This is a genomic window from Streptomyces sulphureus DSM 40104 (assembly GCF_000381025.1).
In the GTDB taxonomy this organism is placed as follows: Bacteria; Actinomycetota; Actinomycetes; order Streptomycetales; family Streptomycetaceae; genus Streptomyces; species Streptomyces sulphureus.
Genome location: NZ_KB905815.1, coordinates 479,453 through 502,355, shown reverse-complemented (window position 1 = coordinate 502,355; position 22,903 = coordinate 479,453). Strand labels below are relative to the sequence as shown.

Sequence of the window (22,903 nt, the reverse complement as noted above, 5' to 3'; positions counted from 1 at the left end):
GTCTCAGATGGTGTGTTTGAGGTAGTGCTTGTGGCAGATCAGGGTGGCGGCGAGGGTGAGGAAGCCGAGGAAGTGGCTGGCTTTGCGTTCCCATCGTGTGGTCAGGCGGCGGTAGTTGCCGGTCCAGGCGAAGCTGCGTTCGACGACCCATCGGTGGCGGCCGAGTCGGTCGGAGGGTTCGATTCCCTTGCGTGCGATGCGCGGGGTGATGTTTCGTTCGCGGAGCCATCGTCGCAGGTGGGTGTAGTCGTAGCCTTTGTCGGCGTGCAGTTTTGCCGGCTTGCGTCGTCGTGGGCCTCGCCGGGAGGTGACGGCGGGTATCGCGCGGACCAGGGGCTGGAGTGCGTTGCTGTCGTGGGTGTTGGCGCCGCTGACGGCGACCGCTACGGGGAGGCCGAATGCGTCGGTCAGGAGATGGAGTGTGCTGCCGTTCTTGCCAAGGTCGACCGGACTTGGCCCTGTGTGGGCCCCCTCTCCTTGCCCTGACCGAGGCGGCATCCACGACCGTTCGTGACCAGTCGAGCATGCCTCTCGATCCGAGGTTGTCCAGGACCGCCCGGTGCAGCCGACGCCACAGCCCAGCCCTCGTCCACTGTCCGTACCGGCGGTGCACCGTTTGCCACGAGACACCGAAGACCGGTGGCAGCTTGCGCCACGTACACCCCGTGACCAGCACAAAGATGATCGCGGCGAACACCGCCTCATCATCCGACCGAGCCTTACCGCCCCCCTGCGGCCGCACCGCAGGCCCCTCGATCAACGGCTCTGCCACATCCCACAGTTCGGCCGGCACCAGCCACGCAAAACGACCACTCACACACCCCACGATGCACCGTCACACCATCTGAGACACCCTGCAAGCCGAATACTGCGCTGCCCGGACCTGGCCAACAGGCCGGCGGAACCGCACGGTTTTGCAAACTGCCACACGCACCACTCCGGCGATCTCGTGATCGAGTGGTGTTGCAGTGACACCGTAGAAGCCTTCTGCACGAACCTCTTGGCACACGGCTTTCCGGAAGGACTGCCGCGGGGGAAGGCGATCGAGCTGGTCTCTCGTCACCCCGCCCACTTCGGCAATCGCACAGTGATCTTGAATCGCCACTGGTCATGCATGTACGGCCGCTGAGGCGGAAGAGGTCGCGGCGTACATCAGGAAGGGCTACGAGGCATGACCCTGTCCGTGGTGGTCCTCGGAGTTTCCGCGCGCGTGGCCCTGGGTGTCATCGTGCGCTGAGGGCGGGACATCGCGGTGCTTCGTCGACTGGAGCGCCTAGATGAAGGCTGCGAACAGGGAAAACGAGTTGAAGTCTGTCGGATTCTTGCTGCTTCACTGCAGGAGACTGGGAGGGCGGGGCCACGCGAGGAGCTGCCGCCGAGCGAGCCAGCGGCGCGGTGAACCTCCTGCATCCGGGTCGTGGAGAGCACGTCGTGTCGTGTGCACCCGATGTGCACCGACCCTACGAACGTCCTGCTCTTGTGCAGGTCAGAGTTCCTTCCCACCTGTACTTCGACATCTGAGAGCCGCAGGCGAAAACGCTTCACGGCGTTCCCCACCGGACCTCCGGTCCCGCACGCATCGGCCGGTGCGTTACCTGACGTGAATCGGAAGCGACGGGCTGCCTCCTCTAGCTGGGGGCAGCCCGCGCTGTCAGGCCCCCGCGACGCGGTGGGTCGGTGGCCCCGCGCGGTATCGCCGGCCGCTGACGGCGGGGGCTTTCTTTGCCTCCTCGCAATTACCTGACTAAGGTCAGAGAGTATGGGGCAGGTAGAGCAGGTACGGCGCTTCAACCGGACGGTCGCCGAGCGTGTGGGCGTGCTGCACGATCGCTATCTGGGCGGTGCGCGTCCCTATGGGCAGGCGCGGCTGCTCTGGGAGATCGGTGACGAGGGCACGCACGACGTGCGCAGCGTTCGAGCCCGGCTCGACCTCGACTCCGGCTACGTGAGCCGCCTTCTGCGGGCGCTTGAGCGTGACGGTCTCGTTGTCGTGGAGCCCCACCCTGACGATCGGCGGGTGCGTACTGTGCGGCTGACCGATGCCGGTCGGGCGGAGCGTGTGCTTCTCGACGACCGGAGCGATGCCCTCGCAGCCTCGCTCCTCGACCCCCTCGACGCCCGGCAGCGGGACCGGCTCACCTCGGCCATGGCAGAGGTCGAACGGCTGCTGACCGCCTCGGTCGTCTCACTGGAGGTGCTCGACCCCGACCATCCGGACGCTGTGTACTGCCTGCGGGCCTACGCCACCGAGCTGCAGGAGCTGTTCGAGGGCGGTTTCGACCCGGCAAGCAGCTTGCTGCCCGATCCGGCCGAACTGCGCCCGCCCCGCGGCCTATTCCTCGTCGCCCGGCTGCACGGAGAGCCGGTGGGCTGCGCTGGGCTCAAGCTTCCGACCGGAGCACCTGCCGAGATCAAGCGGCTGTGGGTCAGCCCCGGCGCCCGGGGTCTCGGCCTGGCGCGGCGGCTGCTGTCCGAGCTCGAGGAACGCGCCGCACGGGACGGCAGCGACGTGGTGCGGCTCGACACCAACAAGGCCCTGGAAGCGGCCACTTGTCTCTACCGCAGCAGTGGATACACCGAGGTCCCCGCCTTCAACGACGAGCCCTACGCCCACCATTGGTTCGAGAAGCGGCTCACTGCTGGCCCGACACAGCACCATGGGGCAGCGTGAGTCGGTGGTCGTAGCCGGATAGGGCGTGGTTGCGAGTGTCCGAGGGACGTCGGGGCGAACCGGGACGGCGGCGCCTCGGCCGTGTTGCGGGGTGACGCCTCACCTCACCGCCGACCTGGTCAGTTCGCTGATCCTCGCCTCCGCCGTCGGGCTCAACTCGGTCAGGGCGCACCACGTCGGCCGCATGCCCGTGTCGTCGTCGAGAGCGGCCTCCTCGGTCAAGCCGAGGGTCGAGTAGCGCGCCTGGTCTTTTCGGGCGCTGCGGAAGAAGCAGAGGGCCTTGCCGTTTTTGGTGTAGGCGGGCTGGCCTTACCAGAGTTTCGGTGACAGGCCGGGTGCCGTAGTGGTGACGAGTGTGTGGACGCGTTCGGCCCAAGAGCCGTCGGGTGGGGGCATTTCCGCGATCTTTGCGAGCGCGTCTCTTTCGTCGGCTGCCGCCTTGTCGGTGGTACGGCTTCGCCCGGTGGCTGTTTTCGACTCCGCAGTGCGCTCCCGTACGGCGGCGCGCTCCTCCTCGGAGAGGTTTTCCGAGGAGGAGCGCGTTGGAGTGCGGTGTGGTGTCCATGGGTTCCGCTTTCCGTTCGCTGTCGGCGGGCCTTGCACATCAGAGGTACGAACGGGCGGATGCTTCTCGCATTCTGATCGAGTGCGGGTGTCGTCACACCGTCCGGTGCAGCAGGAATCCCATCAGCGTCTCCAACTCCCGTGCGGTCACCGGGCTCAGGGGGACGTCGTGCAAGCAGGCGTGGGCGGCGGCTAGTTGCTCGCGGGTCTCGTCCAGGACCGCGGCGCGGCCGCCGGACTCGTCGATCAGGCGGGAGGCGTGGAGGAGGGACTGGTCGTCGAGCGGCGTGGGGGAGTGCAGGAGTGCGGCGAGTTCGCGGGAGGCGCGGTCGTCGGTGGCGAGTGCGGTGAGGACGGGGTGGGTCTTCTTCCGGTTGCGGAGGTCGCTGTGGACGGGCTTGCCGGTGACGGACGGGTCGCCCCAGATGCCGAGGAGGTCGTCCACGGCCTGGAAGGCGAGGCCGAGGTGGCGTCCGGCGCGGTCGAGCGCGGTGACGGTCTCCGTGGAAGCGCCGCCGAGGAGTGCGCCGAGCGCGGTGGCACAGCCGAGGAGCGCGCCGGTCTTGCGTTCCGCCATGGAGCGGTACTCCTCCGGGCGCACCGCGTCAGGTCCCGTCCAGGGGCGTGCCTCGAAGGAGAGGTCTTCCGCCTGGCCGCGGACGAGTTCGGTGAGCGTCGTGGAGAGTTGGCGTACTGCGGCGCCGGTGGCGGCCGTCGGCGTCTCGGCCAGGGTCTGTACCGCGAGGGCGAAGAGCGCGTCCCCGGCCAGGACGGCGGGGCCCGTGCCGTACGCCTTCCAGACGGTCTCCCGGCGGCGCCGTGTGGCGTCGCCGTCCATGACGTCGTCGTGGAGGAGGGAGAAGGTGTGGATCAGTTCGACGGCGACCGCTCCGGGCACCGCGACACTGCCGTGTGCTCCGGCGGCCTCGGCGCCGAGCACCGCGAGGGCCTGACGTACACCCTTGCCCTCGGAGGCGTCGGGTGCCGGTGTGCCGTCCGCGTCGCGCCAGCCGAGGGAGAAGGCGGCCATCTCGCCGGTCCAGGGATGGAGTTCGCCGACGGCTGCGGCCAGTGCGGGGCGTACCAACTCCCGGCACCGTCGCAGGACTTCGGCTGCCGAGGTGGTCCCGGCCCCGTCGAGTACGGTGCTGGGCGCGCTCATCGAGGGGTCTCCGCGGTGGTCGTCGGCTCTCCGGGCAGCGGGCCGACGCCCAGTTCGGCGGCGGCCTTGCCGACCATCTCCCGAGCGTGACGCAGACCGATGCGGTCCAACGCGTCGCGGAGCGCGGCGAGTTCGGCGGCGGTCTCGGACCGGTCTCTGCCGAGTCGGGCGAGTGACTTGGCGAGTCCGAGCCGGGAGAGCGCCGTACCCCGCGGCTCGTCCATCGAGGAGAACTCGTCGAGGGCGTGGATGTACGTGTCGCGGGCCTCCGGGTAACGGCCGGCGCGGTAGAGGACGTTGCCGCGCATCTTGTGGTTGTACGCCAGGGCGCTCGGCAGGTTCATGCGGCGGCAGTCGAGTTCGGCCTCGGAGAGCAGGGCGAGGGCGCGTTCGGCGTCGCCGTCGCGTACGGACACCACGTCGGCGATGCCGCGCAGTGCCCACGCGCGGCCCCGCACGTCGTCGGCTGTTCCGGCGGTCTCCGCCGCCTCCTCGAAGAGGGCGAGCGCGGTGTCGTAGGAGCCGGTGTTGCGGTGCATCTGCGCGATGCCTTCCAGCGCCCAGACCGTGTGGCGGGCCTCGCCGCGGCTGCGGGCCTCCGCGAGGAGTTGCTCGTGGAGTTCGCCGACGGCCTGGTAGTCGCCCTGGATGCGGCCGGTCTCGGCGAGGCCGGCGAGCGAGTAGCCGCGGGCCACCACGTCGTCCCCCTGTTTGCCCAACTCGGCTGCGAGGCCCAGCAGTCGGTACGCGAGCGAGAAGGCGCCCCGCTGGCGCGCGAGCGTGCCGCCGCTCCACACGGCCCACGCCATGGCGCCGACGTCGTCAGCCGAGCGGGCCGCCCGGTAGCTCGCCTTCCACGCCCGGTCGGCTTCCGCGATCCTTCCCAACCGCCGGTACGCCTCCGCGACGGCGACTCCGCAGCGCGCCATCTCCTCCTGCTCGCCGGCTTCTTCGGCAGCCCGCAACTCTTCGATGCCCTTCGCCAGCACGTCGTCGAGGGACGAGTTCACCGAGAGCGAGCCGAGGGCGCCCTGGTACTCGGGAGCGAACGCCTTGCCCTGTACGCCGTTGGCGCCTGTCACGGGCTCCTGGGCCACCTGTGTCATCTGTTTCACCGCCACGTTCGCCTGCGTCCGTCTTGCCGGATCGACGTTAAAGGCGCGCAGGGGAGCGCCGAATCAGCCCTGACGCTGGTCAACGAGTCATACCTGAGGGCTACTTGGGTGGTGCACGTTCATGTGCGAGGCGTACGGGACGGCACGGTGGTCTGTCATGGGTCGCAGAAGGCACGGGGCCCCGCGGGAGAGGTGGGTACGGGGCCCGGGCGCTGGTCAGCGCTTCTTGGTCTTCTTCTGCTGCCGCGGGGTCCACTCGCCCAGGTGGCACTGACAGCGGGCGTAGCCGATCATCGCCGGCTTTTGACAGGGTTTACCGGTTGCGGTTCGGGTTGATCCGCATTTCGCCTGTTTCCCATACGACCTCCTGGCTCTGGTGCTCTCTCGTGCGCCATCCTCATGGAGAAACGTGATGGTTTCTGGCCTGTCGACTCTTTACGTCCGATTCACGACCCTTGGCAGTCCGGTTTCCGTTCCCTTGCCTGTGAGCAACTCGCCCTGCACGCTGTCCGGTTGGCGGAGGTTTGCCGATGCCGTATCGAGCCCGGCGTCAGGTGCGTACGAGCCAGGAGGACCGGAGGGTTAGCATATGAGCACTCCCTAGCTCGAAAGAGAAATCCTGTGACTGTCAACGAGGACGCGTTCACCAACTGGAAGCAGCGCGAGGAGATCGCGGAGTCGATGATCCCGCTCATCGGCAAGCTGCATCGGGAGCGGGACGTCACCGTCCTGCTGCACAGCAGGTCCCTGGTGAACAAGTCGGTGGTCAGCATCCTCAAGACCCACCGGTGGGCCCGGCAGATCGCCGGGGAGGAGCTCTCGGTCACCGAGACGCTGCCGTTCCTCCAGGCTCTCACCACGCTCGACCTCGGTCCCGCACAGATCGACATCGGCATGCTCGCCGCCACCTACAAGGACGACGACCGCGGGCTCCCGGTGGAGGAGTTCACCGCCGAACATGTCGCGGGCGCCACGGGCGCCAACAAGATCGACCGCCGCGAGTCCCGCGACGTCGTGCTCTACGGCTTCGGCCGCATCGGCCGGCTCATCGCGCGGCTGCTCATAGAGAAGGCCGGATCGGGCAACGGGCTCCGACTCCGCGCGATCGTCGTGCGCAAGGGCGGTGAGCAGGACATCGTCAAGCGTGCCTCGCTGTTGCGCCGCGACTCCATCCACGGGCAGTTCCAGGGAACGATCACCGTCGACGAGGCGAACAGCCGGATCATCGCCAACGGCAACGCGATCGAGATGATCTACTCGGACGACCCGACGGCGGTGGACTACACGGCGTACGGCATCAAGGACGCCGTCCTCATCGACAACACCGGCAAGTGGCGTGACCGCGAGGGCCTGTCGAAGCACCTGCGCCCCGGCATCGACAAGGTCGTCCTCACGGCGCCGGGCAAGGGGGACGTGCCCAACGTCGTCCACGGGGTCAACCACGACATGATCAAGCAGGACGAGCAGATCATCTCGTGCGCCTCGTGCACCACCAACGCGATCGTGCCGCCGCTGAAGGCGATGGCCGACGAGTACGGCGTGCTCCGCGGCCACGTGGAGACGGTGCACTCGTTCACCAACGACCAGAACCTGCTGGACAATTACCACAACTCCGACCGACGCGGCCGCTCGGCACCGCTCAACATGGTGCTCACGGAGACCGGCGCCGCCTCCGCCGTCGCGAAGGCGCTGCCGGACCTGCAAGCGAGGATCACCGGGAGCTCCATCCGCGTCCCGGTGCCGGACGTCTCGATCGCCATCCTCAACTTGCAGCTCGGCCGTGAGGCGGAGCGCGAGGAGGTCCTCCGCTACCTCCGCAACGTCTCGCTCACCTCGCCGCTCAAGCGCCAGATCGACTACATCAGCGCGCCCGACGCGGTCTCCAGCGACTTCATCGGCTCGCGCCACGCCGCGATCGTCGACGCGGGGGCCACCAAGGTCGAGGGGGACAACGCCATCCTCTACCTCTGGTACGACAACGAGTTCGGCTACTCGTGCCAGGTCGTCCGCGTCGTGCAGTACGTCTCCAACGCGGAGTACCCGACGTACCCGGCCGTCGTCTGACCGCTCCCGACGGACGGCCGTGGCCAACCGCCGCCCGGAGGCGGGCAGTTGGCCACGGCCGGGCGCCGGACCGGGGTCAGTGCTCGGCGCTCATCATCCGGTACATGCCGATGGAGTCGTGGACCGCGGTGTCGGCGAAGCCGAACTTCTCGTAGAGGAAGCGGGCCGGGCCGTCGGCGATGAGGGAGACGTACGCCGTCGCCGGCGCCCGCCGTTCCAACTCCTCGGTGAGCGCGGCCATGATGCGCTTGCCGAGCCCTCTGCCCTGGTGCGCGGGGTGGACGCAGACGTCGACGATCTGGAACGCGGTGCCGCCGTCGCCGACGATCCGCCCCATGCCGATCGGCTCGCCCTCGTGGTGGAGGACGACGCCGTACCAGGTTCGGGGCAGCGCGAGGGCGGCGGCCTCGGGCGCCTTGTCGGAGAGGCCGGCGTCGGTGCGCAGGCGGCGGAAGACCTCGACGGAGGGTACGCCCGTGTGCAGTCGGTAGTCGTCCATGGCTCGCCCTCCTGGTGTCCGCCGCGTCGTCCCGTCCGCCGAGTACGTCACCTTCCCGCGCTCTGCCGCGGCTGCCTGTGCGGCCTGCGGGACGAACGCCCCCGCCTGCTGCGGCTGTTGCGGGGCTTCGACGCGGACGCGGACGCGGAAGCGGAAGCCGACGGTGCGGCCGGCGCGGGGGCGGCCGGCGCGGACACCGGGACGCCGCTGGGCGTGCGTGCCCCGGTGATGCGCGCGAGGGCGTCCTCTCCGGGGGCGACGCGTGCCGTCTGGGGCGTGATGCCGGCCGTCGACATCAGGCGCGTCATCTCCCGCCGCTGCTCCGGCAGGAGGAGGGTGACGACGTTGCCCGAGGCACCGGCGCGCGCGGTGCGGCCGGCGCGGTGGAGGTAGTCCTTGTGGTCGGTCGGCGGGTCGATGTTGACGACGAGGTCGAGGTCGGCGATGTCGATACCGCGTGCCGCGACGTTGGTCGCCACGAGGGCGGTCACCTCGGAGTTCTTGAACTGCGCGAGCGTGCGGTTGCGTTGCGGCTGCGAGCGGCCGCCGTGGAGCGCGGCGGCGCGGACCCCGCTCTTGAGCAGGTGCTTGGCGAAGCGGTCGGCGGAGCGCTTCGTGTCGACGAAGAGGATGACGCGGCCGTCGCGCGCCGCGATCTCGGTGGCCACCGTGCGCTTCTCCTCGTCGCGGACGTGGAGCAGGTGGTGGTCCATGGTGGTGACGGCGCCGGCCGAGGGGTCGACGGAGTGCACCGTGGGGTCGTCGAGGTAGCGCCGGACGAGTCGGTCGACGTTGCGGTCGAGCGTCGCGGAGAAGAGCATCCGCTGGCCCTCCGGGTCGACCTGGTCGAGGAGTCTGGTGACCTGGGGCAGGAACCCCATGTCACACATCTGGTCGGCCTCGTCGAGAACGGTGACGGCGACGCTCCCCAGCTCGCAGTCGCCGCGGTCGACGAGGTCCTTGAGGCGGCCGGGGGTGGCGATGACGAGTTCGGCTCCGCCCCGGAGCGCGTCGGCCTGCCGGTTGATCGACAGCCCGCCCACGACGGTCGCCGTGCGCAGCTTCAGCGACTTGGCGTACGGCGCGAGCGCCTCGGCGATCTGGTGGGCGAGTTCACGCGTCGGCGCGAGCACGAGGCCCAACGGCCGCCGCGGCTCCGCGCGTCGGCCCGCGGTGCGGGCGAGCAGCGCGAGCCCGAAGGCGAGCGTCTTCCCCGAGCCGGTGCGTCCGCGTCCCAACACGTCCCGGCCCGTGAGGGAGTTGGGCAGCGTCGCCGCCTGGATGGGGAACGGGGCCTCCATCCCGCGGTGCGCGAGCGTCTTGAGGAGAGCGGCCGGTATGTCGAGCTCGGAGAAGGAGGCGACGGGCGGAAGCGCGGGGGTGCGGGTCTCGGGGGGCGCGAACTCGCCGGAGGCCGGGGCGGGTCGGCGCCCCTGCGCAGGGCGCCGGTCGGCAACTGCCTGCTGCGGGCGGCGGTTTCGGCCGGCGCCGCGCGCGGAGCGGGCGTTCTTGCGGGGCGGCTGGTTCAATGCGGAACCCTTCTCGATGCGGCGCGTATCGAGGAAGTCCGGGGGCGCCTGTGCGCGGTGCGGAGGTTCGCAGGATCGAGCCGAGGTACAACAGCGGCCAGCGGGGCGGGGTTTGGTGGTGGCGTCTTCGCCGGGCCGGCTCTTCGGTGTGGCCGGGCGGCCCGCGCCCGCGGGGGAATGGGGCCCGGGAGGCGGGCGATGCCGGCTCTCCGGGCGGGCGGCGCCGCGTGCGCCGCACAGAATATGGCCCGCACCCTGGGGCGCGGGCCACACTCGTCGAACTGGGGCGTCAGACGGCAGTGATGTTCTCCGCCTGCGGACCCTTCTGGCCCTGGGTGACGTCGAAGGTCACCTTCTGGCCCTCAAGCAGCTCACGGAAGCCGGTGGCGTTGATGTTCGAGTAGTGGGCGAAGACGTCTGCGCCGCCGCCGTCCTGCTCGATGAAGCCGAAGCCCTTTTCCGAGTTGAACCACTTTACGGTGCCGGTAGCCAAAACTTTTTCTCCTTCGGGGCAGTAACCGGAGAGCACTGTGCGCTCCGTGTTGCCGCGATGATCAACCCGTCCGGAGGTACCGGATGTAAAGTTCGCTCCTCGAAGACGCCTTCTCCGGGCAATCCTCGAATGAAGCACTTCAAGCCATGGGAGTCAAAACTGCAACTGTCCTCGACAGTAGCACGACGGGGCTCAACCCCATAACTCCCGTGTACGGAACGGCGGTACGCAGCGACGCTCCGTACAAGCGGTGGCAGGTGCGCCGGGAGCCGCGGCCTCAGCGCCCCACCGCGTACCCCTGCATCCCGCGCGGATTGGCCGCCGCCGCCAGGACCCCGGTCCGCGGGTCCCGCGCGACGGCGCAGAGGCGCCCCTCCGACCACGCGGGGCCCACGGTGACCTCGTGGCCCCGCTCCCGCAGCCCCTCGACGACGTCCCCGCGCATGCGCCCCTCGACGGTGACGGACGCCGGGCGCATGGTGCGCGGGTAGAAGGAGCCGGGGAAGGACTCCGTGTGCCAGTTCGGGGCGTCGATGGCGCCCTGGAGGTCGAGGCTTCCGCGGACGGCGGGTCGGCTCATGGCGCCGAGGAGGAAGGTGAGCTGCCACTGGTCCTGCTGGTCGCCGCCCGGGGTCCCGAAGGCGAGCACCGGCTCTCCCTCACGCAGCGCGAGGGAGGGGCTGAGGGTGGTGCGGGGGCGCCTGCCCGGGGTGAGGGTGCCGGGCAACCCGGGTGTCAGCCAGGTCATTTGGAGCCTCGTCCCGAGGGGGAAGCCCAGCTCGGGTGCGACGGGGTTGGAGTGGAGCCAGCCTCCGCTCGGTGTTGCGCTGATCATGTTGCCCCAGCGGTCGACGACGTCGATGTGGCAGGTGTCCCCGCGGGTGCTGCCGTTCCGGCCGACCGTCGGCTCGCCCGCGCCCGCCGCCTCGGCCGGGAGGTCGGGGCCCGGGACGGTGCAGGGAGGCAGCCGCGGTTCCGTGCCGGGGACGGGGGTGCCGGGGCGGAGCTGCGCGGAGGCGGCCTCGTCGATCAGGGCGCGGCGGGCCGCGGCGTACTCGGAGGAGAGGAGCGCGTCGAGCGGGACCTGCGAGGCGTCTCCGTACCACGCCTCCCGGTCGGCCATCGCGAGCTTGGTTCCCTCCACGAGGCGGTGGACGCAGGCGGGGTCCTCCGGGTCGTAGGCGAAGCCCTCGGGCAGAAGGGCGAGTTGCTGGAGGAGGCTCGGCCCCTGGGACCAGGGGCCCGGCTTGCAGATCGTCCAGTCGCCCGCGTCGAGGGTGGCGGGGTCCTCGTACGTGGCGCGCCAGGCCGCGAGGTCGTCCCCGGTGAGCGTGCCCGTGTGCCGTTCGCCCGAGGTGTCGAGCGTGGGGCGTGCCGCGGCGCGGAGCAGCGCCTCCGCCACGAAGCCCTCGCGCCAGACGCGGCGTGCGGCCTCGATCTGTTCCTCGCGGTCGGGACCCGCGGCCTCGGCCTCGGTGAGGAGGCGGCGCCAAGTCGACGCGAGTGCCGGGTTCTTGAGCAGCTCGCCGGGTGCGGGCGGGCGGCCGTGGGGGAGGTAGACGGAGGCGGAGTCGGTCCACTCGGTCGTGAACAACTCCCGTACCGTCGCGACGGTTTCACCGATGCGTTCGACGGCGGGGACGCCGCGTTCCGCGTAGCCGACGGCGTAGTCGAGCACGGTGCGCAGGCTGCGGGTTCCGTGGTCGCGGAGGAGGAGCATCCAGGCGTCGAAGGCGCCGGGCACCGCGGCGGCGAGCGGGCCTGTCCCCGGGATGAGGGAGAGGCCGAGCGAGGTGTAGTGCGCGACGGTCGCCCCCTGGGGCGCGACGCCCTGGCCGCAGAGGACGCGGACGGGGCCGCCGGCGGGTGCGAGGAGGGCAGGCACCTCTCCTGCGGGGCCGTTGAGGTGCGGTTCGGCGACGTGGAGGACGAAGCCGGCGGCGACGGCTGCGTCGTAGGCGTTGCCGCCGTCCTCCAGGATCGCCATGGCGGTCTGCGAGGCGAGCCAGTGGGTGGACGAGGCCATGCCGAAGGTGCCCTGGAGGGTGGGGCGGGTGGTGAACACGGGTGCGTGGCCTCCTGTTGGGGAGTTGCGGGTGGGCTAGAGCTGCGGCGGTGTGCCGTCCTCGTCGACGCGGTGGCAGGCGACCTGGCGCGGGACCCGGCCCGGCAGCGTGCGCAGGGCCGGTGGTTCGACGCGGCAGCGGTCGACGGCCGCGGGGCACCGCTCGTGGAAGCGGCAGCCGGCGGGCGGCGCGAGCGGGCTCGGCGGGTCGCCCTGGAGCACGACGCGCCGGCGGCCGCGCTCGACGGCGGGGTCGGGCACGGGGACGGCGGAGAGCAGCGCCGCGGTGTAGGGGTGCCTCGGGGAGGCGAACAGGTCGGCGGTCGGGGCCTGTTCGACGATCTCGCCGAGGTACATCACCGCGATCCGGTCGGCGACGAACTCGACGGCGGACAGGTCGTGCGTGATGAAGAGGCAGCCGAAGCCGCGCTCCCGCTGAAGGTCGGAGAAGAGGTTGAGGACGGCGGCCTGCACCGACACGTCCAGCGCCGAGGTCGGCTCGTCGGCGACGAGGAGTTGCGGTTCGACGGAGAGCGCACGGGCGAGGGAGACGCGCTGCCGCTGGCCGCCGGAGAGCTCGTGCGGCCGTCGCCGCGCCGACTCGGGGCGCAGTCCGACGAGTCGGAGGAGTTCGGAGACGCGGTCCTGCAACTCTTCACCGTGCGCGAGGCGGTGGAGCCGCAGCGGTTCCGCCACGATGCGCCCGACGGTCATCCGCGGGTCGAGGGAGGCGGAAGGGTCCTGGAAGACGAGGTGGAACCCGCGGCGCAGCGGACGCAGCGCCCGCCGGGAGAGCCGCGTGATGTCCGTCCCGTCGACGCGGACCGTGCCCCGCGTCGGCCGGTCCAGCCGCACGGCGCACTGACCGACGGTCGACTTGCCCGAGCCCGACTCGCCCACGAGCCCGAGGACTTCGCCGCGCGCTACGGCGAGGCTGACGCCGTCGACGGCGCGGACCGTTCCGCCGTGCACGGCGAAGTGCCTCACGAGTCCGTCGAGTTCGAGCGCGGACGGGGCGACGGGCGCCGATGGTGTGTGGGTCATGGCGTCCCTTCCGGTTCCGGGTGCCAGCAGGCCGCGAGGTGGCGCTCGCCTTCGAGGTGCGGGCGTGCCGTGGTGCACTCCTCGTCGGCCAGGCCGCAGCGGGGTGCGAACGTGCAGTGGTCGGCACGTTCGGTGAGGGCGGGGACCATGCCGGGGATCTCCGTGAGCCGTCCGCCCTCCGGCGGCGCGCCCGGCCTCGGTACGGCGGCGAGGAGGCCGCGGGTGTACGGGTGGCGGGGCGAGGCGAACAGCTCGTCCACGGTGGCGTGTTCGACGGGCCGCCCCGCGTACATCGCGAGGACGCGGTCGGCGGTGTGCGCCACGACGCCGAGGTCGTGCGTGATGAGGACGACGGCCGTGCCGAGCCTCGTGCGGAGCGAGTCGAGGACGTCGAGGACGCCGGCCTGGACGGTGACGTCGAGCGCCGTGGTGGGCTCGTCCGCGATGAGGACGGCGGGATCGCAGGCGACGGCGATGGCGATCACGACGCGTTGGCGCATGCCGCCCGAGAGCTGGTGCGGGTACTCGTCGACGCGTCGGCGCGGTGCGGGTATCCCGACGAGCGAGAGCAGCTCGACGGCCCGCTCACGCGCGTCACGCCGCCCCAACTTCTGGTGTCTGCGCAGGACTTCGGTGACCTGCCGCCCGACGGTCAGGACGGGGTTGAGCGACGTCATGGGCTCCTGGAAGACCATCGAAAGCGCGCTGCCGCGCACCGCACGCAGCTCCGCTTCGCTCGCGCCGGCGAGCTCCCGTCCGTCGAGGAGCACCGAGCCCGTGACCTTCGCGGCCTCCGGCAGCAGCCCCAGCACGGCGAGCGAGGTGACGGACTTCCCGCACCCCGACTCTCCGACGACGGCGAGGACTTCGCCTGCCCGCACGTCGAAGGAGACGCCGTCGACCGCGTGCACGGTCCGCTCGCCCTCGAAGGTGACGGTGAGGTCCCGCACCCGGAGCACCGGCTCGGTTTGGTTCATCTGCCGCCTCCCTTGGGGCCTTTCGGGTCGAGTACGTCGCGTACGCCGTCGCCGAGGAGGTTGAAGGCGAGCGTGGCGGCGACGATGGCGAGGCCGGGGAAGACCGCCATCCACGGTGCGGCGGCGATGTACGGCTGCGCGCCGGAGAGCATGACCCCGAGCGAGGGGTCGGGCGGTTGGACGCCGAGGCCGAGGAAGCTGAGCAGCGCTTCGCTGATGATGGCCGCCGGGATGCCGACGGTCGCCTGAACCAGCAGCGCCGACGTCGCGTTGGGCAGGATGTGCCGGAAGAGGACGGTGCCGGGGCCGCCGCCCGAGGCCAACGCCGCCTGCACGTAGTCGAGATGCTTGAGTCGCAGCGTCTCCGCCCTTGCCACGCGCACCACTTGGGGGACGAGCGAGACCCCGATGGCGAGGGTGGCGTTGAGCAGCGAGGGCCCGAGTACGGCGGCGAGGCCGACGGCGAGCACGAGGAAGGGGAAGGCGAGGAGCGTGTCCGTGATGCGCGAGACGACGGAGTCGGTGAACCGCTCGTAGTAGCCGGCGGCGAGCCCCAGCGGCACGCCCGCGAGGAAGGCGAGGACCACGGCGAGGACGCCGACCTGCATCGACGCGCGTGCCCCGTGGATGACGCGGGAGAGCTGGTCGCGCCCGAGGTCGTCGGTGCCGAGCCAGTGCGACCAGCCGGGGCCCTGGAGGGCGGCCTGGAAGTCGGCGCGCGCGGGATCGTACGGCGCGAGGAGCGGCGCGGCCGCGGCGGCGAGGACGAACACGACGGCGACCGTGCCGCCCGCCAACGCGAGCCTGTTGCCTGCCAGTCGGCGCCGGAGCGGCGTGTCCCGGCCGGCGCCGAGTTGCGTGGTCACCGGGCGCCTCCCAGCCGTATGCGGGGATCGATGAGGGAGTAGAGGAGGTCGACGGTGAGGTTGACGAGGATGTAGGCGGTCGCGGTGAAGAGGACGACGCCCTGGACCATGGCGTAGTCCCGCGTGAAGACGGCGTCGATCATCAGCTTCCCGAAGCCGGGAAGGACGAAGATCTGCTCGGTGACGACGGCCCCCGAGATGAGCTGCCCGAGCTGGAGCCCGAGCACGGTGACGACGGTGATCAGGGAGTTGCGCAGCGCGTGTCCGCCCGTCACCTGCCAGGGCGAGAGCCCTTTGGCGCGCGCGGTGCGCACGTAGTCGGCGGAGAGCGATTCGAGCATCGCCGCGCGCGTCTGCCGCATCACGACGGCGGCGAGCCCGGTGCCGAGGACGACGGCGGGCAGGACCATCCGCCGCAGGTTCTCCGCCGGATCTGTGCCGAACGGAACGAACCCCGAAGCGGGGAAGAGCGGAAGGGCGATGGCGAAGCCGAGAATGAGCACGATGCCGAGCCAGAAGTTCGGCACGGAGAGCCCGAGCAGCGCCACGGTGCTCGCCGCCCACTCCGCCGGCTTCCCCCTTCTGACGGCCGCCACGACGCCGGCGCCGATACCGAGCACCACGGCGAACAGCAGGGAGAACAAGGCGAGTTCGAGGGTGACGGGGAGCGCGTCGAGGATCGCGTCGAGGACGGGCAGTCCGGTGCGGGCGGAGGTGCCGAGGTCGCCCGTGAGCGCGTGCTGGACGTACCGCGCGTACTGGACGGCGATGTTGTCGTCGAGGCCGTACTCCGCGCGGATCGCGGCGAGCGCCTCGGGCGTCGTCTCCTCGCCCGCCAGGGCCCGCGCGGTGTCGCCCGGCATGGCACGGACGCCGACGAAGACGACGATGCTGACGAGGACGAGCGTCACGCCGGACTGGCCGAGCCTGCGCAGCAGGTAGCGGGTCACTCCTCGCCTCCCCGGACGTAGCCGGCGCGGTCGAGACGGATCAGCCCGTCCCCGTAGACGCGCAGGCCCGCCACGTCCTCGGAGGCGACCACGTAGTTGCGCTCGCGGTAGAGGTAGATGATGGGGCGCTCCTCGCCCGCGGCCGCGGTGAGTCGGCGGTAGATGCCCTTGCGCTCCGCCGGGTCCGAGGTGCTGCTGCCCTCGCTCACGAGGCGGTCGATACGCGGGTCGCTGAACGCCGAGCGGTTCTCCGAGCCACCGCTGCCGACGAACGCGTCGACGTTGCCGGCCGGGTCGAGCCGCCCCGACCAGCCGAGCGCCGCGGCCTGGAAGTCGCCGCGGTCGGCGTGTTCGAGGAGGGTGGCGAACTCGGTGGGGCGGAGGGTGACGTCGAACCCCGCCTCGCCGGCCATGGCTTGGACGACCTGCCCGAGGCGGAGGTGCTCGGCGGTGGTGGAGATGGTGAGTTCGACGGGCACTTCGCCCTTCACCCTCCCCTCGGACCGTGCCTCGCGCACGAGTCGGCGTGCGCGGTCGAGGTCGCGTCCGGAGCAGTCGGTGCGGGTGCCGAGTTGGCTGGAAGGAGCCACGGGTCCGCAGGCGGTGTCGTACATGCCCTGAAAGACGATCTGGTTGATGAGGTCCCGGTCGAGGGAGAGTTCGAACGCCTCGCGCAGCTTCGCGTCGCCCGCGAGGGCACCGCCGACGTCCTTCGGATCGCCCGGCTTCTCGCCGACGCCGCGGGTGTTGGCGAGGTTGACGGTGATGCCCTGGTAGCCGAGCGTCGGCGAGTGGAAGACGCGCAGGCCCTTCTCGGTGAGTGCGCTCTGCACTTCGAGCGGCGCCGTCTGGTCGCTCAACTGGGCTTCGCCGGAACGGACGTTGGCGAGGCGGACGTTGCCGTCGACGATCGTCCGGAAGACGACCCGGTCGAGGCGGACCTTCTTCGCGTCGTAGTAGCGCGGGTCCCGCTCCAGCACGATCCGGTCGCCCGTCACCCGCTCGACGAAGCGGAAGGGACCGACGCAGGACGGGTGCGCGGCGAAGTTCTTCCCGTGCTCGCGCAGGGCCCGCGGCGACATCACCATGCCCGAGCGGTCGGCGAGCGCGCCGAGGAGCGGTTCGTAGCTTTCCTTCAGGTGGATGCGGACGGTGTCGCCGCGTGCCTCGACACCGGTGACGGGTTCGAGTTCGCTGGCGCGTGCGGAGGCGGGAAGATCGCGGTGGCGGAGCAGGGAGGTGCGGACGGCCTCGGCGTCGAGCCGGGTGCCGTCGCTGAAGCGCACGCCCTTGCGCACGGGGATCGTCACCAGCCGGCCGCCGCGGCTCACCTCGGGCATTCCGGCGGCGAGTTGGGGGCGTATGCGGTTGTGCGCGTCGGTGTCGTAGAGCTTCTCGCACATCGAGGCGAAGACGGAGCGGCCGACGAGCGTGCTGCCGAGGCTCGGATCGAGCTTGTCCGGGTCGGACTTGAGGGCGACGGTGAGCGTACCGCCGTCGGCGACCGGCCGGTCGTCGGCCATGCGGACGGGACCGACCTCGGTCGCGGCGGTACTGAGCGGGGCGCACGCCGAGCCGAGGAGGGCGAGCAGGGCGGCCGCGACGACGGCTGCCGTGCGTCGGCGACGGCGTGGTGGGGGGCGCAAGTGAGCCCACCTCCCGGTGAGTTCGGGGCTCCTCGGCAATCGAGTGCGGCCGAACGTATGCGCTGGAAGGCGGCATGACAAGAGTCGGGACAGCGGTGGTCTACGCGGCTGACCTGCTGGATTGCCCCTGCGTTACGGGGAGTTCGGCCTCGCGCCGCCGTATCGGGGCGTGGCCGCGTCCGGGCGGCACGGGCGTGCACCGCCGCCGTATACGACTGTTCACACGCCGCCTCCCTCCCGCGCGGGCGGCAGGAGGGAGGCAGGGGAGCGGGGTCAGGCCGCCGCGCGGAACCTGCGCAGCCGCAGGGAGTTGCCGACGACGAAGACCGAGGAGAACGCCATGGCGGCGCCCGCGATCATCGGGTTGAGCAGCCCCGCGGCCGCCAGCGGAAGCGCGGCGACGTTGTAGGCGAAGGCCCAGAACAGGTTGGACTTGATGGTGCCCAGGGTTCGCCGGGAGAGGCGGATGGCGTCGGCGGCGGCGCGCAGGTCGCCGCGGACGAGGGTGAGGTCGCCCGCCTCGATCGCCGCGTCGGTGCCCGTGCCCATCGCGAGCCCGAGGTCGGCCTGGGCGAGCGCGGCGGCGTCGTTGACGCCGTCCCCGACCATCGCGACCGAACGCCCCTGCTCCTGAAGGCGCTTGACGACCTCCACCTTCTCCTCGGGCAGCACCTCGGCGGTCACCTCGTCGATGCCGACCTCGGCCGCGACGGCTTCCGCGACGGCGCGGTTGTCGCCGGTGAGCAGGACAGGCGTGAGCCCGAGGCCCTTCAGCCGCTCGATCGCCTCCGCGCTCGTCTCCTTCACCGCGTCGGCGACCTCCAGGAGGCCGCGCGCCTCGCCGTCCCAGGCGACCGCGACGACGGTCCGACCGGCCTGCTGCGCCGCCGACTTGGCGTCCCTGAGCGCCTCCGGCACCTCGATCGCCCACTCGGCGAGGAGCTGCTCCCGACCGACGAGGACGGCGTGCCCCTCGACGACGCCCTGCACGCCGAGCCCCGGCACGTTGGCGAACCGCTCGGGCGTCGGGAGCGCGCCCGTGCGCTCCTTCGCGCCGGTGGCCACGGCGCGCGCGACGGGGTGCTCGGAGGCGTCCTCCAGCGCGCCCGCTAGCCGCAGCAACTGCTCCTCGCCGGCGCCCTCCCCGGCGTGCACGCCCGCGAGGGTCATCCGTCCCGTGGTGACGGTGCCGGTCTTGTCGAGGACGACGGTGTCGACCCTGCGGGTGGACTCCAGCACCTCGGGCCCCTTGATGAGGATGCCGAGCTGCGCCCCGCGCCCCGTGCCGACCATGAGGGCCGTGGGCGTCGCGAGGCCGAGCGCGCAGGGGCAGGCGATGATCAGCACGGCGACCGCCGCCGTGAAGGCCGCGGTGAGCCCGGCGCCCGTGCCGAGCCAGACCCCGAACGTCCCGAGTGCCAGCACGATCACGGCGGGGACGAAGACCGCGGAGATCCGGTCGGCGAGGCGCTGCGCCGCCGCCTTGCCGTTCTGCGCCTCCTCCACCAGCTCGGCCATCCTGGCGAGCCGGGTGTCGGAGCCGACCCTGGTGGCCTCGACGACGAGGCGTCCGCCCGCGTTGAGCGTCGCCCCCGTGACGGCGTCGCCCTCGGCGACCTCGACGGGGACCGACTCGCCCGTGAGCATCGAGGCGTCGATGGCGGAGGCGCCCTCGACGACGGTGCCGTCCGTGGCGATCTTCTCGCCCGGCCGCACGAGGAAGCGGTCACCGACGGCGAGCCGGTCCGTCGGGACGCGCTCCTCGCGGCCCCCGCGCAGGACGGTGACCTCCTTGGCACCGAGCTCCAGGAGCGTCCTGAGCGCGTCCCCCGCCCTGCGCTTCGAGCGTGCCTCGAAGTACCGGCCGGCGAGGAGGAACGCGGTGACGCCGGCCGCCGCCTCCAGGTAGATGTTGCCCGCGCCGTCGGTCCTGGCGATCGTCAGCTCGAAGGGGTGTGTCATGCCCGGCATGCCGGCCGTTCCGAAGAAGAGCGCCCAGAGCGACCAGAGGAACGCGGCCGAAGTGCCCACCGAGACAAGGGTGTCCATGGTCGCGGCACCGTGCCGCGCGTTGGTCCAGGCGGCGCGGTGGAAGGGCCAGCCGCCGTAGACGACGACGGGGGCGGCGAGCGTCAGCGAGAGCCACTGCCAGTACTCGAACTGGAGCGGAGGGATCATCGCCATCGCGATCACGGGGACCGCGAGCACGACGGCGGTGAGCAGACGCTGCCGGAGCGTGCGCAACTCCACGTCGGCCGCGGACTCCTCGCCGCCCTCGTCCGCGCCCCGCTTCTCGGGGCGGCGTGCGGTGTACCCCGTCGCCTCGACGGTGGAGATCAGATCGTCGACGGAGACCCCCTCCCCGTAGACGACCCTGGCCTGCTCGGTGGCGTAGTTGACGCTCGCCTCGACGCCCTCCATGCGGTTGAGCTTCTTCTCCACCCTGGTCGCGCACGAGGCGCAGGTCATGCCTCCGATGGCGAGCTCGACCCGGGAGGGTGCGCTGGTCGTCGGGCTGGTCATGGGTACTCCTCGCGTGGGGTGGTGGGTGCCGGGCCGGTCGGCCCCGGACCGTGACGGGGGCCGAGGCAGGGCGGGGCCATGGCGACTCCTGGGGTCTTGTGGACAGGCGAGCGGCGTGGGAACCGTCGCAGTCATGTATACCCCTCGGGGGTATACGATGCAAGGGCGGGACGGCCCGGCTTCGTACCCGGCGGGGGTATGGCGCGAGGGGCGGTGAACTCGCCTTGGCGGTGCGGAAGTTGTGTGCTGCCCCGCCCGCCGCGCTCCCTCCCCGTGCGCCCGAAGGCGGGACGGCGGAGGATGGTCCGGGTGCGGGCGGGGGCTGGTGGCCGGAAGGCCCGGCGTAGGAGATATCTTGATATCGAGACGATGTAGACGCGAAGCGGAGTACCGGTGACTGACTCGACCATCATCTATACGCAGACCGACGAGGCCCCGGCCCTGGCGACGTACTCGTTCCTCCCCGTGATCGAGGCGTACGCCTCGACCGCAGGCGTTGCCGTGGAGAGCAGGGACATCTCCCTTTCCGGGCGGATCATCTCCCAGTTCCCCGAGTGGCTCCGCGAGGACCAGCGGGTCGAGGACGCGCTCGCCCAGCTCGGAGAGCTGGCCAAGACGCCCGAGGCCAACATCATCAAGCTGCCGAACATCTCGGCGTCCATCCCGCAGCTCAAGGCGGCCGTCGCCGAGCTCCAGGGGCACGGCTACGCGCTGCCCGACTACCCCGACGACCCGCAGACCGACGAGGAGCGCGACATCCGCGCCCGCTACGACAAGGTCAAGGGCAGCGCCGTCAACCCCGTCCTGCGCGAGGGCAACTCCGACCGCCGCGCCCCCGCCTCGGTGAAGAACTACGCCAGGGCGAACCCGCACCGCATGGGCGCGTGGACGCCGGAGTCCAAGACCAACGTCGCGCACATGGACGGCGACGACTTCCGCGCCACCGAGAAGTCCGCCGTCCTGGCAAAGGACGACTCGCTCCGGATCGAACTCGTCGGCGACGACGGCAGCACCACGGTGCTCCGCGCCGCCGTCCCGGTCCTCGCAGGCGAGGTCGTCGACGCTGCCGTGCTCCGCGTCGCCGCGCTGCGCGAGTTCCTCACCGCGCAGGTCGCACGCGCCAAGGCGGAGGGCGTGCTCTTCTCCGTCCATCTCAAGGCGACGATGATGAAGGTCTCCGACCCGATCATCTTCGGGCACGCGGTGCGCGCGTTCTTCCCCAGGACGTTCGCCACGCACGGTGACAAGCTCGCCGCGGCGGGGCTCAGCCCGAACGACGGGCTCGGCGGCATCTTCAAGGGCCTGGAGTCGCTCCCCGAGGGCGCCGAGATCAAGGCGTCCTTCGAGGCGGAGCTCGCCGAGGGCCCGGACCTCGCCATGGTCGACTCGCACCGCGGCATCAGCAACCTGCACGTGCCGAGCGACGTGATCGTCGACGCCTCCATGCCGGCGATGATCCGCACCTCGGGGCACATGTGGAACAAGGACGACCAGGAGCAGGACGCCCTCGCCGTCATCCCCGACAGCAGCTACGCGGACGTCTACCAGGTCGTCATCGACGACTGCCGCGCCCACGGCGCCTTCGACCCGTCGACGATGGGCTCCGTGCCCAACGTCGGCCTGATGGCGCAGAAGGCCGAGGAGTACGGCAGCCACGACAAGACCTTCGAGATCCCGACCACGGGACAGGTACGGGTCCTCGACGGTGCAGGCGAGCTCGTCCTCGAACAGGCCGTCGCCGAGGGCGACATCTTCCGCATGTGCCAGACCAAGGACGTGCCGATCCGCGACTGGGTCAAGCTCGCCGTCACCCGCGCCCGCGCCACCGGCGACCCGGCCGTCTTCTGGCTCGACGAGGGCCGCGCGCACGACGCCAACCTCATCGAGAAGGTCCGCGCCTACCTCCCCGAGCACGACACGGAGGGCCTGCAGATCGAGATCATGTCGCCGGTCGAGGCGACGCGGTTCTCCCTCGACCGCATCCGCCGCGGCGAGAACACCATCTCGGTCACCGGCAACGTGCTCCGCGACTACCTCACCGACCTCTTCCCGATCCTGGAGCTCGGCACGAGCGCCAAGATGCTCTCGGTGGTCCCGCTCATCAACGGCGGCGGCCTCTTCGAGACGGGTGCGGGCGGCTCGGCGCCCAAGCACGTCCAGCAGCTCCTCGAGGAGAACTACCTCCGCTGGGACAGCCTCGGCGAGTTCCTCGCGCTGGCGGTGAGCTTCGAGCACCTCGCGCAGAAGACGGGGAACGCGCGCGCCCAGATCCTCGCCGACACCCTGGACCGTGCCACCGGCACCTTCCTCCACGAGAACAAGTCGCCGAGCCGCAGGGTCGGCGGCCTCGACAACCGCGGCAGCCACTTCTACCTCGCCCTCTACTGGGCCAGGGAGCTGGCGCAGCAGACGGAGGACACGCAGCTCGCCGAGGCGTTCAGCGGCCTCGCCGAGAAGCTCGGCGACCAGGAGGAGACCATCGTCGGCGAACTCGTCGGCGTCCAGGGCTCCCCGACCGACCTCGGCGGCTACTACCGCCCGGACGACGCCAAGGCCGGCGCCGTCATGCGGCCGTCGAAGACGCTCAACGAGGCGCTTGCCGGGTTGAGCTGAGCCTCTCGCGTCACCGGCCGCATCCGCCTGGCGGGTGCGGCCGGTTGGTCTTTTCCCGTCGAGGAGCCGGTGTCTGTCCTGCCGCACCGGCTGATCCTCTGGGTGTTGCGACTTCCGATCCG

The 22,903-nt window shown here is 71.2% G+C and carries 17 protein-coding genes; 4 read left to right on the top strand and 13 right to left on the bottom strand.

Annotated elements, in window-relative coordinates:
* Positions 1 to 3: 3 nt before the first annotated feature.
* A protein-coding gene (locus tag F603_RS33970; RefSeq protein WP_425426963.1) for an IS5 family transposase occupies positions 4 to 817 on the bottom strand; the annotation gives its coding sequence in 2 pieces (ribosomal slippage) (positions 4 to 466 and positions 465 to 817; 816 coding nt in all).
* Between the two features lie 942 nt (positions 818 to 1,759).
* Here F603_RS33970 and F603_RS0110265 point away from each other — a divergent pair.
* Positions 1,760 to 2,671: a bifunctional helix-turn-helix transcriptional regulator/GNAT family N-acetyltransferase gene (locus tag F603_RS0110265; protein ID WP_026328300.1), complete on the top strand. Its 912-nt coding sequence runs from the start codon at positions 1,760 to 1,762 to the stop codon at positions 2,669 to 2,671.
* Positions 2,672 to 2,762: 91 nt separating this feature from the next.
* Positions 2,763 to 2,909 carry a hypothetical protein gene (locus tag F603_RS36380; RefSeq protein WP_019545920.1) on the top strand — a complete coding sequence of 49 codons (147 nt, stop codon included), beginning with the start codon at positions 2,763 to 2,765 and terminating at the stop codon, positions 2,907 to 2,909.
* Between the two features lie 420 nt (positions 2,910 to 3,329).
* On the opposite strand, the gene F603_RS0110255 is transcribed toward F603_RS36380, so the two are convergent.
* Both F603_RS0110255 and F603_RS0110250 read right to left on the bottom strand, forming a co-directional pair.
* Positions 3,330 to 4,397, bottom strand: a complete 1,068-nt coding sequence (locus tag F603_RS0110255) for a polyprenyl synthetase family protein (RefSeq protein ID WP_019545919.1) — start codon at positions 4,395 to 4,397, stop codon at positions 3,330 to 3,332.
* Entirely contained in the window at positions 4,394 to 5,503 is a 1,110-nt protein-coding gene (locus tag F603_RS0110250) for a tetratricopeptide repeat protein (RefSeq protein ID WP_019545918.1), read from the bottom strand. Before F603_RS0110250 ends, F603_RS0110255 begins: the two co-directional genes overlap by 4 nt.
* Before the next feature lie 630 nt (positions 5,504 to 6,133).
* Here F603_RS0110250 and F603_RS0110245 point away from each other — a divergent pair.
* The gene (locus F603_RS0110245; protein WP_019545917.1) at positions 6,134 to 7,576 is read left to right on the top strand and encodes a glyceraldehyde-3-phosphate dehydrogenase; all 1,443 of its coding nucleotides are present in this window, start codon (positions 6,134 to 6,136) and stop codon (positions 7,574 to 7,576) included.
* 76 nt (positions 7,577 to 7,652) lie between these two features.
* Here F603_RS0110245 and F603_RS0110240 read toward each other — a convergent pair whose 3' ends face one another.
* From F603_RS0110240 to F603_RS0110195, 10 genes are all read right to left on the bottom strand, one after another.
* On the bottom strand, positions 7,653 to 8,075 hold the full coding sequence (locus tag F603_RS0110240) for a GNAT family N-acetyltransferase (protein WP_019545916.1): 423 nt from the start codon (positions 8,073 to 8,075) through the stop codon (positions 7,653 to 7,655).
* Positions 8,076 to 8,122: 47 nt separating this feature from the next.
* Positions 8,123 to 9,604, bottom strand: a complete 1,482-nt coding sequence (locus F603_RS0110235) for a DEAD/DEAH box helicase (protein WP_019545915.1) — start codon at positions 9,602 to 9,604, stop codon at positions 8,123 to 8,125.
* A gap of 289 nt (positions 9,605 to 9,893) precedes the next feature.
* Positions 9,894 to 10,097 (bottom strand): cold-shock protein, encoded by a 204-nt coding sequence (locus F603_RS0110230; protein ID WP_019545914.1) that lies wholly within the window; start codon positions 10,095 to 10,097, stop codon positions 9,894 to 9,896.
* A 277-nt stretch (positions 10,098 to 10,374) separates the two neighbouring features.
* Entirely contained in the window at positions 10,375 to 12,162 is a 1,788-nt protein-coding gene (locus F603_RS0110225) for a gamma-glutamyltransferase family protein (RefSeq protein WP_019545913.1), read from the bottom strand.
* 36 nt (positions 12,163 to 12,198) lie between these two features.
* Positions 12,199 to 13,206: an ABC transporter ATP-binding protein gene (locus F603_RS0110220; RefSeq protein ID WP_019545912.1), complete on the bottom strand. Its 1,008-nt coding sequence runs from the start codon at positions 13,204 to 13,206 to the stop codon at positions 12,199 to 12,201.
* Entirely contained in the window at positions 13,203 to 14,183 is a 981-nt protein-coding gene (locus F603_RS0110215; protein WP_019545911.1) for an ABC transporter ATP-binding protein, read from the bottom strand. The genes F603_RS0110220 and F603_RS0110215 overlap by 4 nt, the downstream gene beginning before the upstream one ends.
* Positions 14,180 to 15,049, bottom strand: coding sequence for an ABC transporter permease (locus F603_RS0110210; protein WP_019545910.1), 870 nt, complete (start codon positions 15,047 to 15,049; stop codon positions 14,180 to 14,182). The genes F603_RS0110215 and F603_RS0110210 overlap by 4 nt, the downstream gene beginning before the upstream one ends.
* Complete coding sequence (locus tag F603_RS0110205; protein ID WP_019545909.1) at positions 15,046 to 15,999, bottom strand: ABC transporter permease; 954 nt, start codon at positions 15,997 to 15,999, stop codon at positions 15,046 to 15,048. The genes F603_RS0110210 and F603_RS0110205 overlap by 4 nt, the downstream gene beginning before the upstream one ends.
* Positions 15,996 to 17,645 carry an ABC transporter substrate-binding protein gene (locus F603_RS0110200; protein WP_019545908.1) on the bottom strand — a complete coding sequence of 550 codons (1,650 nt, stop codon included), beginning with the start codon at positions 17,643 to 17,645 and terminating at the stop codon, positions 15,996 to 15,998. Before F603_RS0110200 ends, F603_RS0110205 begins: the two co-directional genes overlap by 4 nt.
* A gap of 273 nt (positions 17,646 to 17,918) precedes the next feature.
* On the bottom strand, positions 17,919 to 20,168 hold the full coding sequence (locus F603_RS0110195) for a heavy metal translocating P-type ATPase (protein WP_019545907.1): 2,250 nt from the start codon (positions 20,166 to 20,168) through the stop codon (positions 17,919 to 17,921).
* Positions 20,169 to 20,561: 393 nt separating this feature from the next.
* On the opposite strand from F603_RS0110195, the gene F603_RS0110190 reads away from it, so the two are divergent.
* Positions 20,562 to 22,781: an NADP-dependent isocitrate dehydrogenase gene (locus tag F603_RS0110190; RefSeq protein WP_019545906.1), complete on the top strand. Its 2,220-nt coding sequence runs from the start codon at positions 20,562 to 20,564 to the stop codon at positions 22,779 to 22,781.
* The last annotated feature ends 122 nt before the right edge of the window (positions 22,782 to 22,903 follow it).

Coding starts and splice junctions, on each gene's coding strand:
- F603_RS0110265 (WP_026328300.1), top strand. CDS start 1,760: ATGGGGCAGGTAGAGCAGGTACGGCGCTTCAACCGGACGGTCGCCGAG.
- F603_RS0110255 (WP_019545919.1), bottom strand. CDS start 4,397: ATGAGCGCGCCCAGCACCGTACTCGACGGGGCCGGGACCACCTCGGCA.
- F603_RS0110250 (WP_019545918.1), bottom strand. CDS start 5,503: ATGACACAGGTGGCCCAGGAGCCCGTGACAGGCGCCAACGGCGTACAG.
- F603_RS0110240 (WP_019545916.1), bottom strand. CDS start 8,075: ATGGACGACTACCGACTGCACACGGGCGTACCCTCCGTCGAGGTCTTC.
- F603_RS0110220 (WP_019545912.1), bottom strand. CDS start 13,206: ATGACCCACACACCATCGGCGCCCGTCGCCCCGTCCGCGCTCGAACTC.
- F603_RS0110215 (WP_019545911.1), bottom strand. CDS start 14,183: ATGAACCAAACCGAGCCGGTGCTCCGGGTGCGGGACCTCACCGTCACC.
- F603_RS0110195 (WP_019545907.1), bottom strand. CDS start 20,168: ATGACCAGCCCGACGACCAGCGCACCCTCCCGGGTCGAGCTCGCCATC.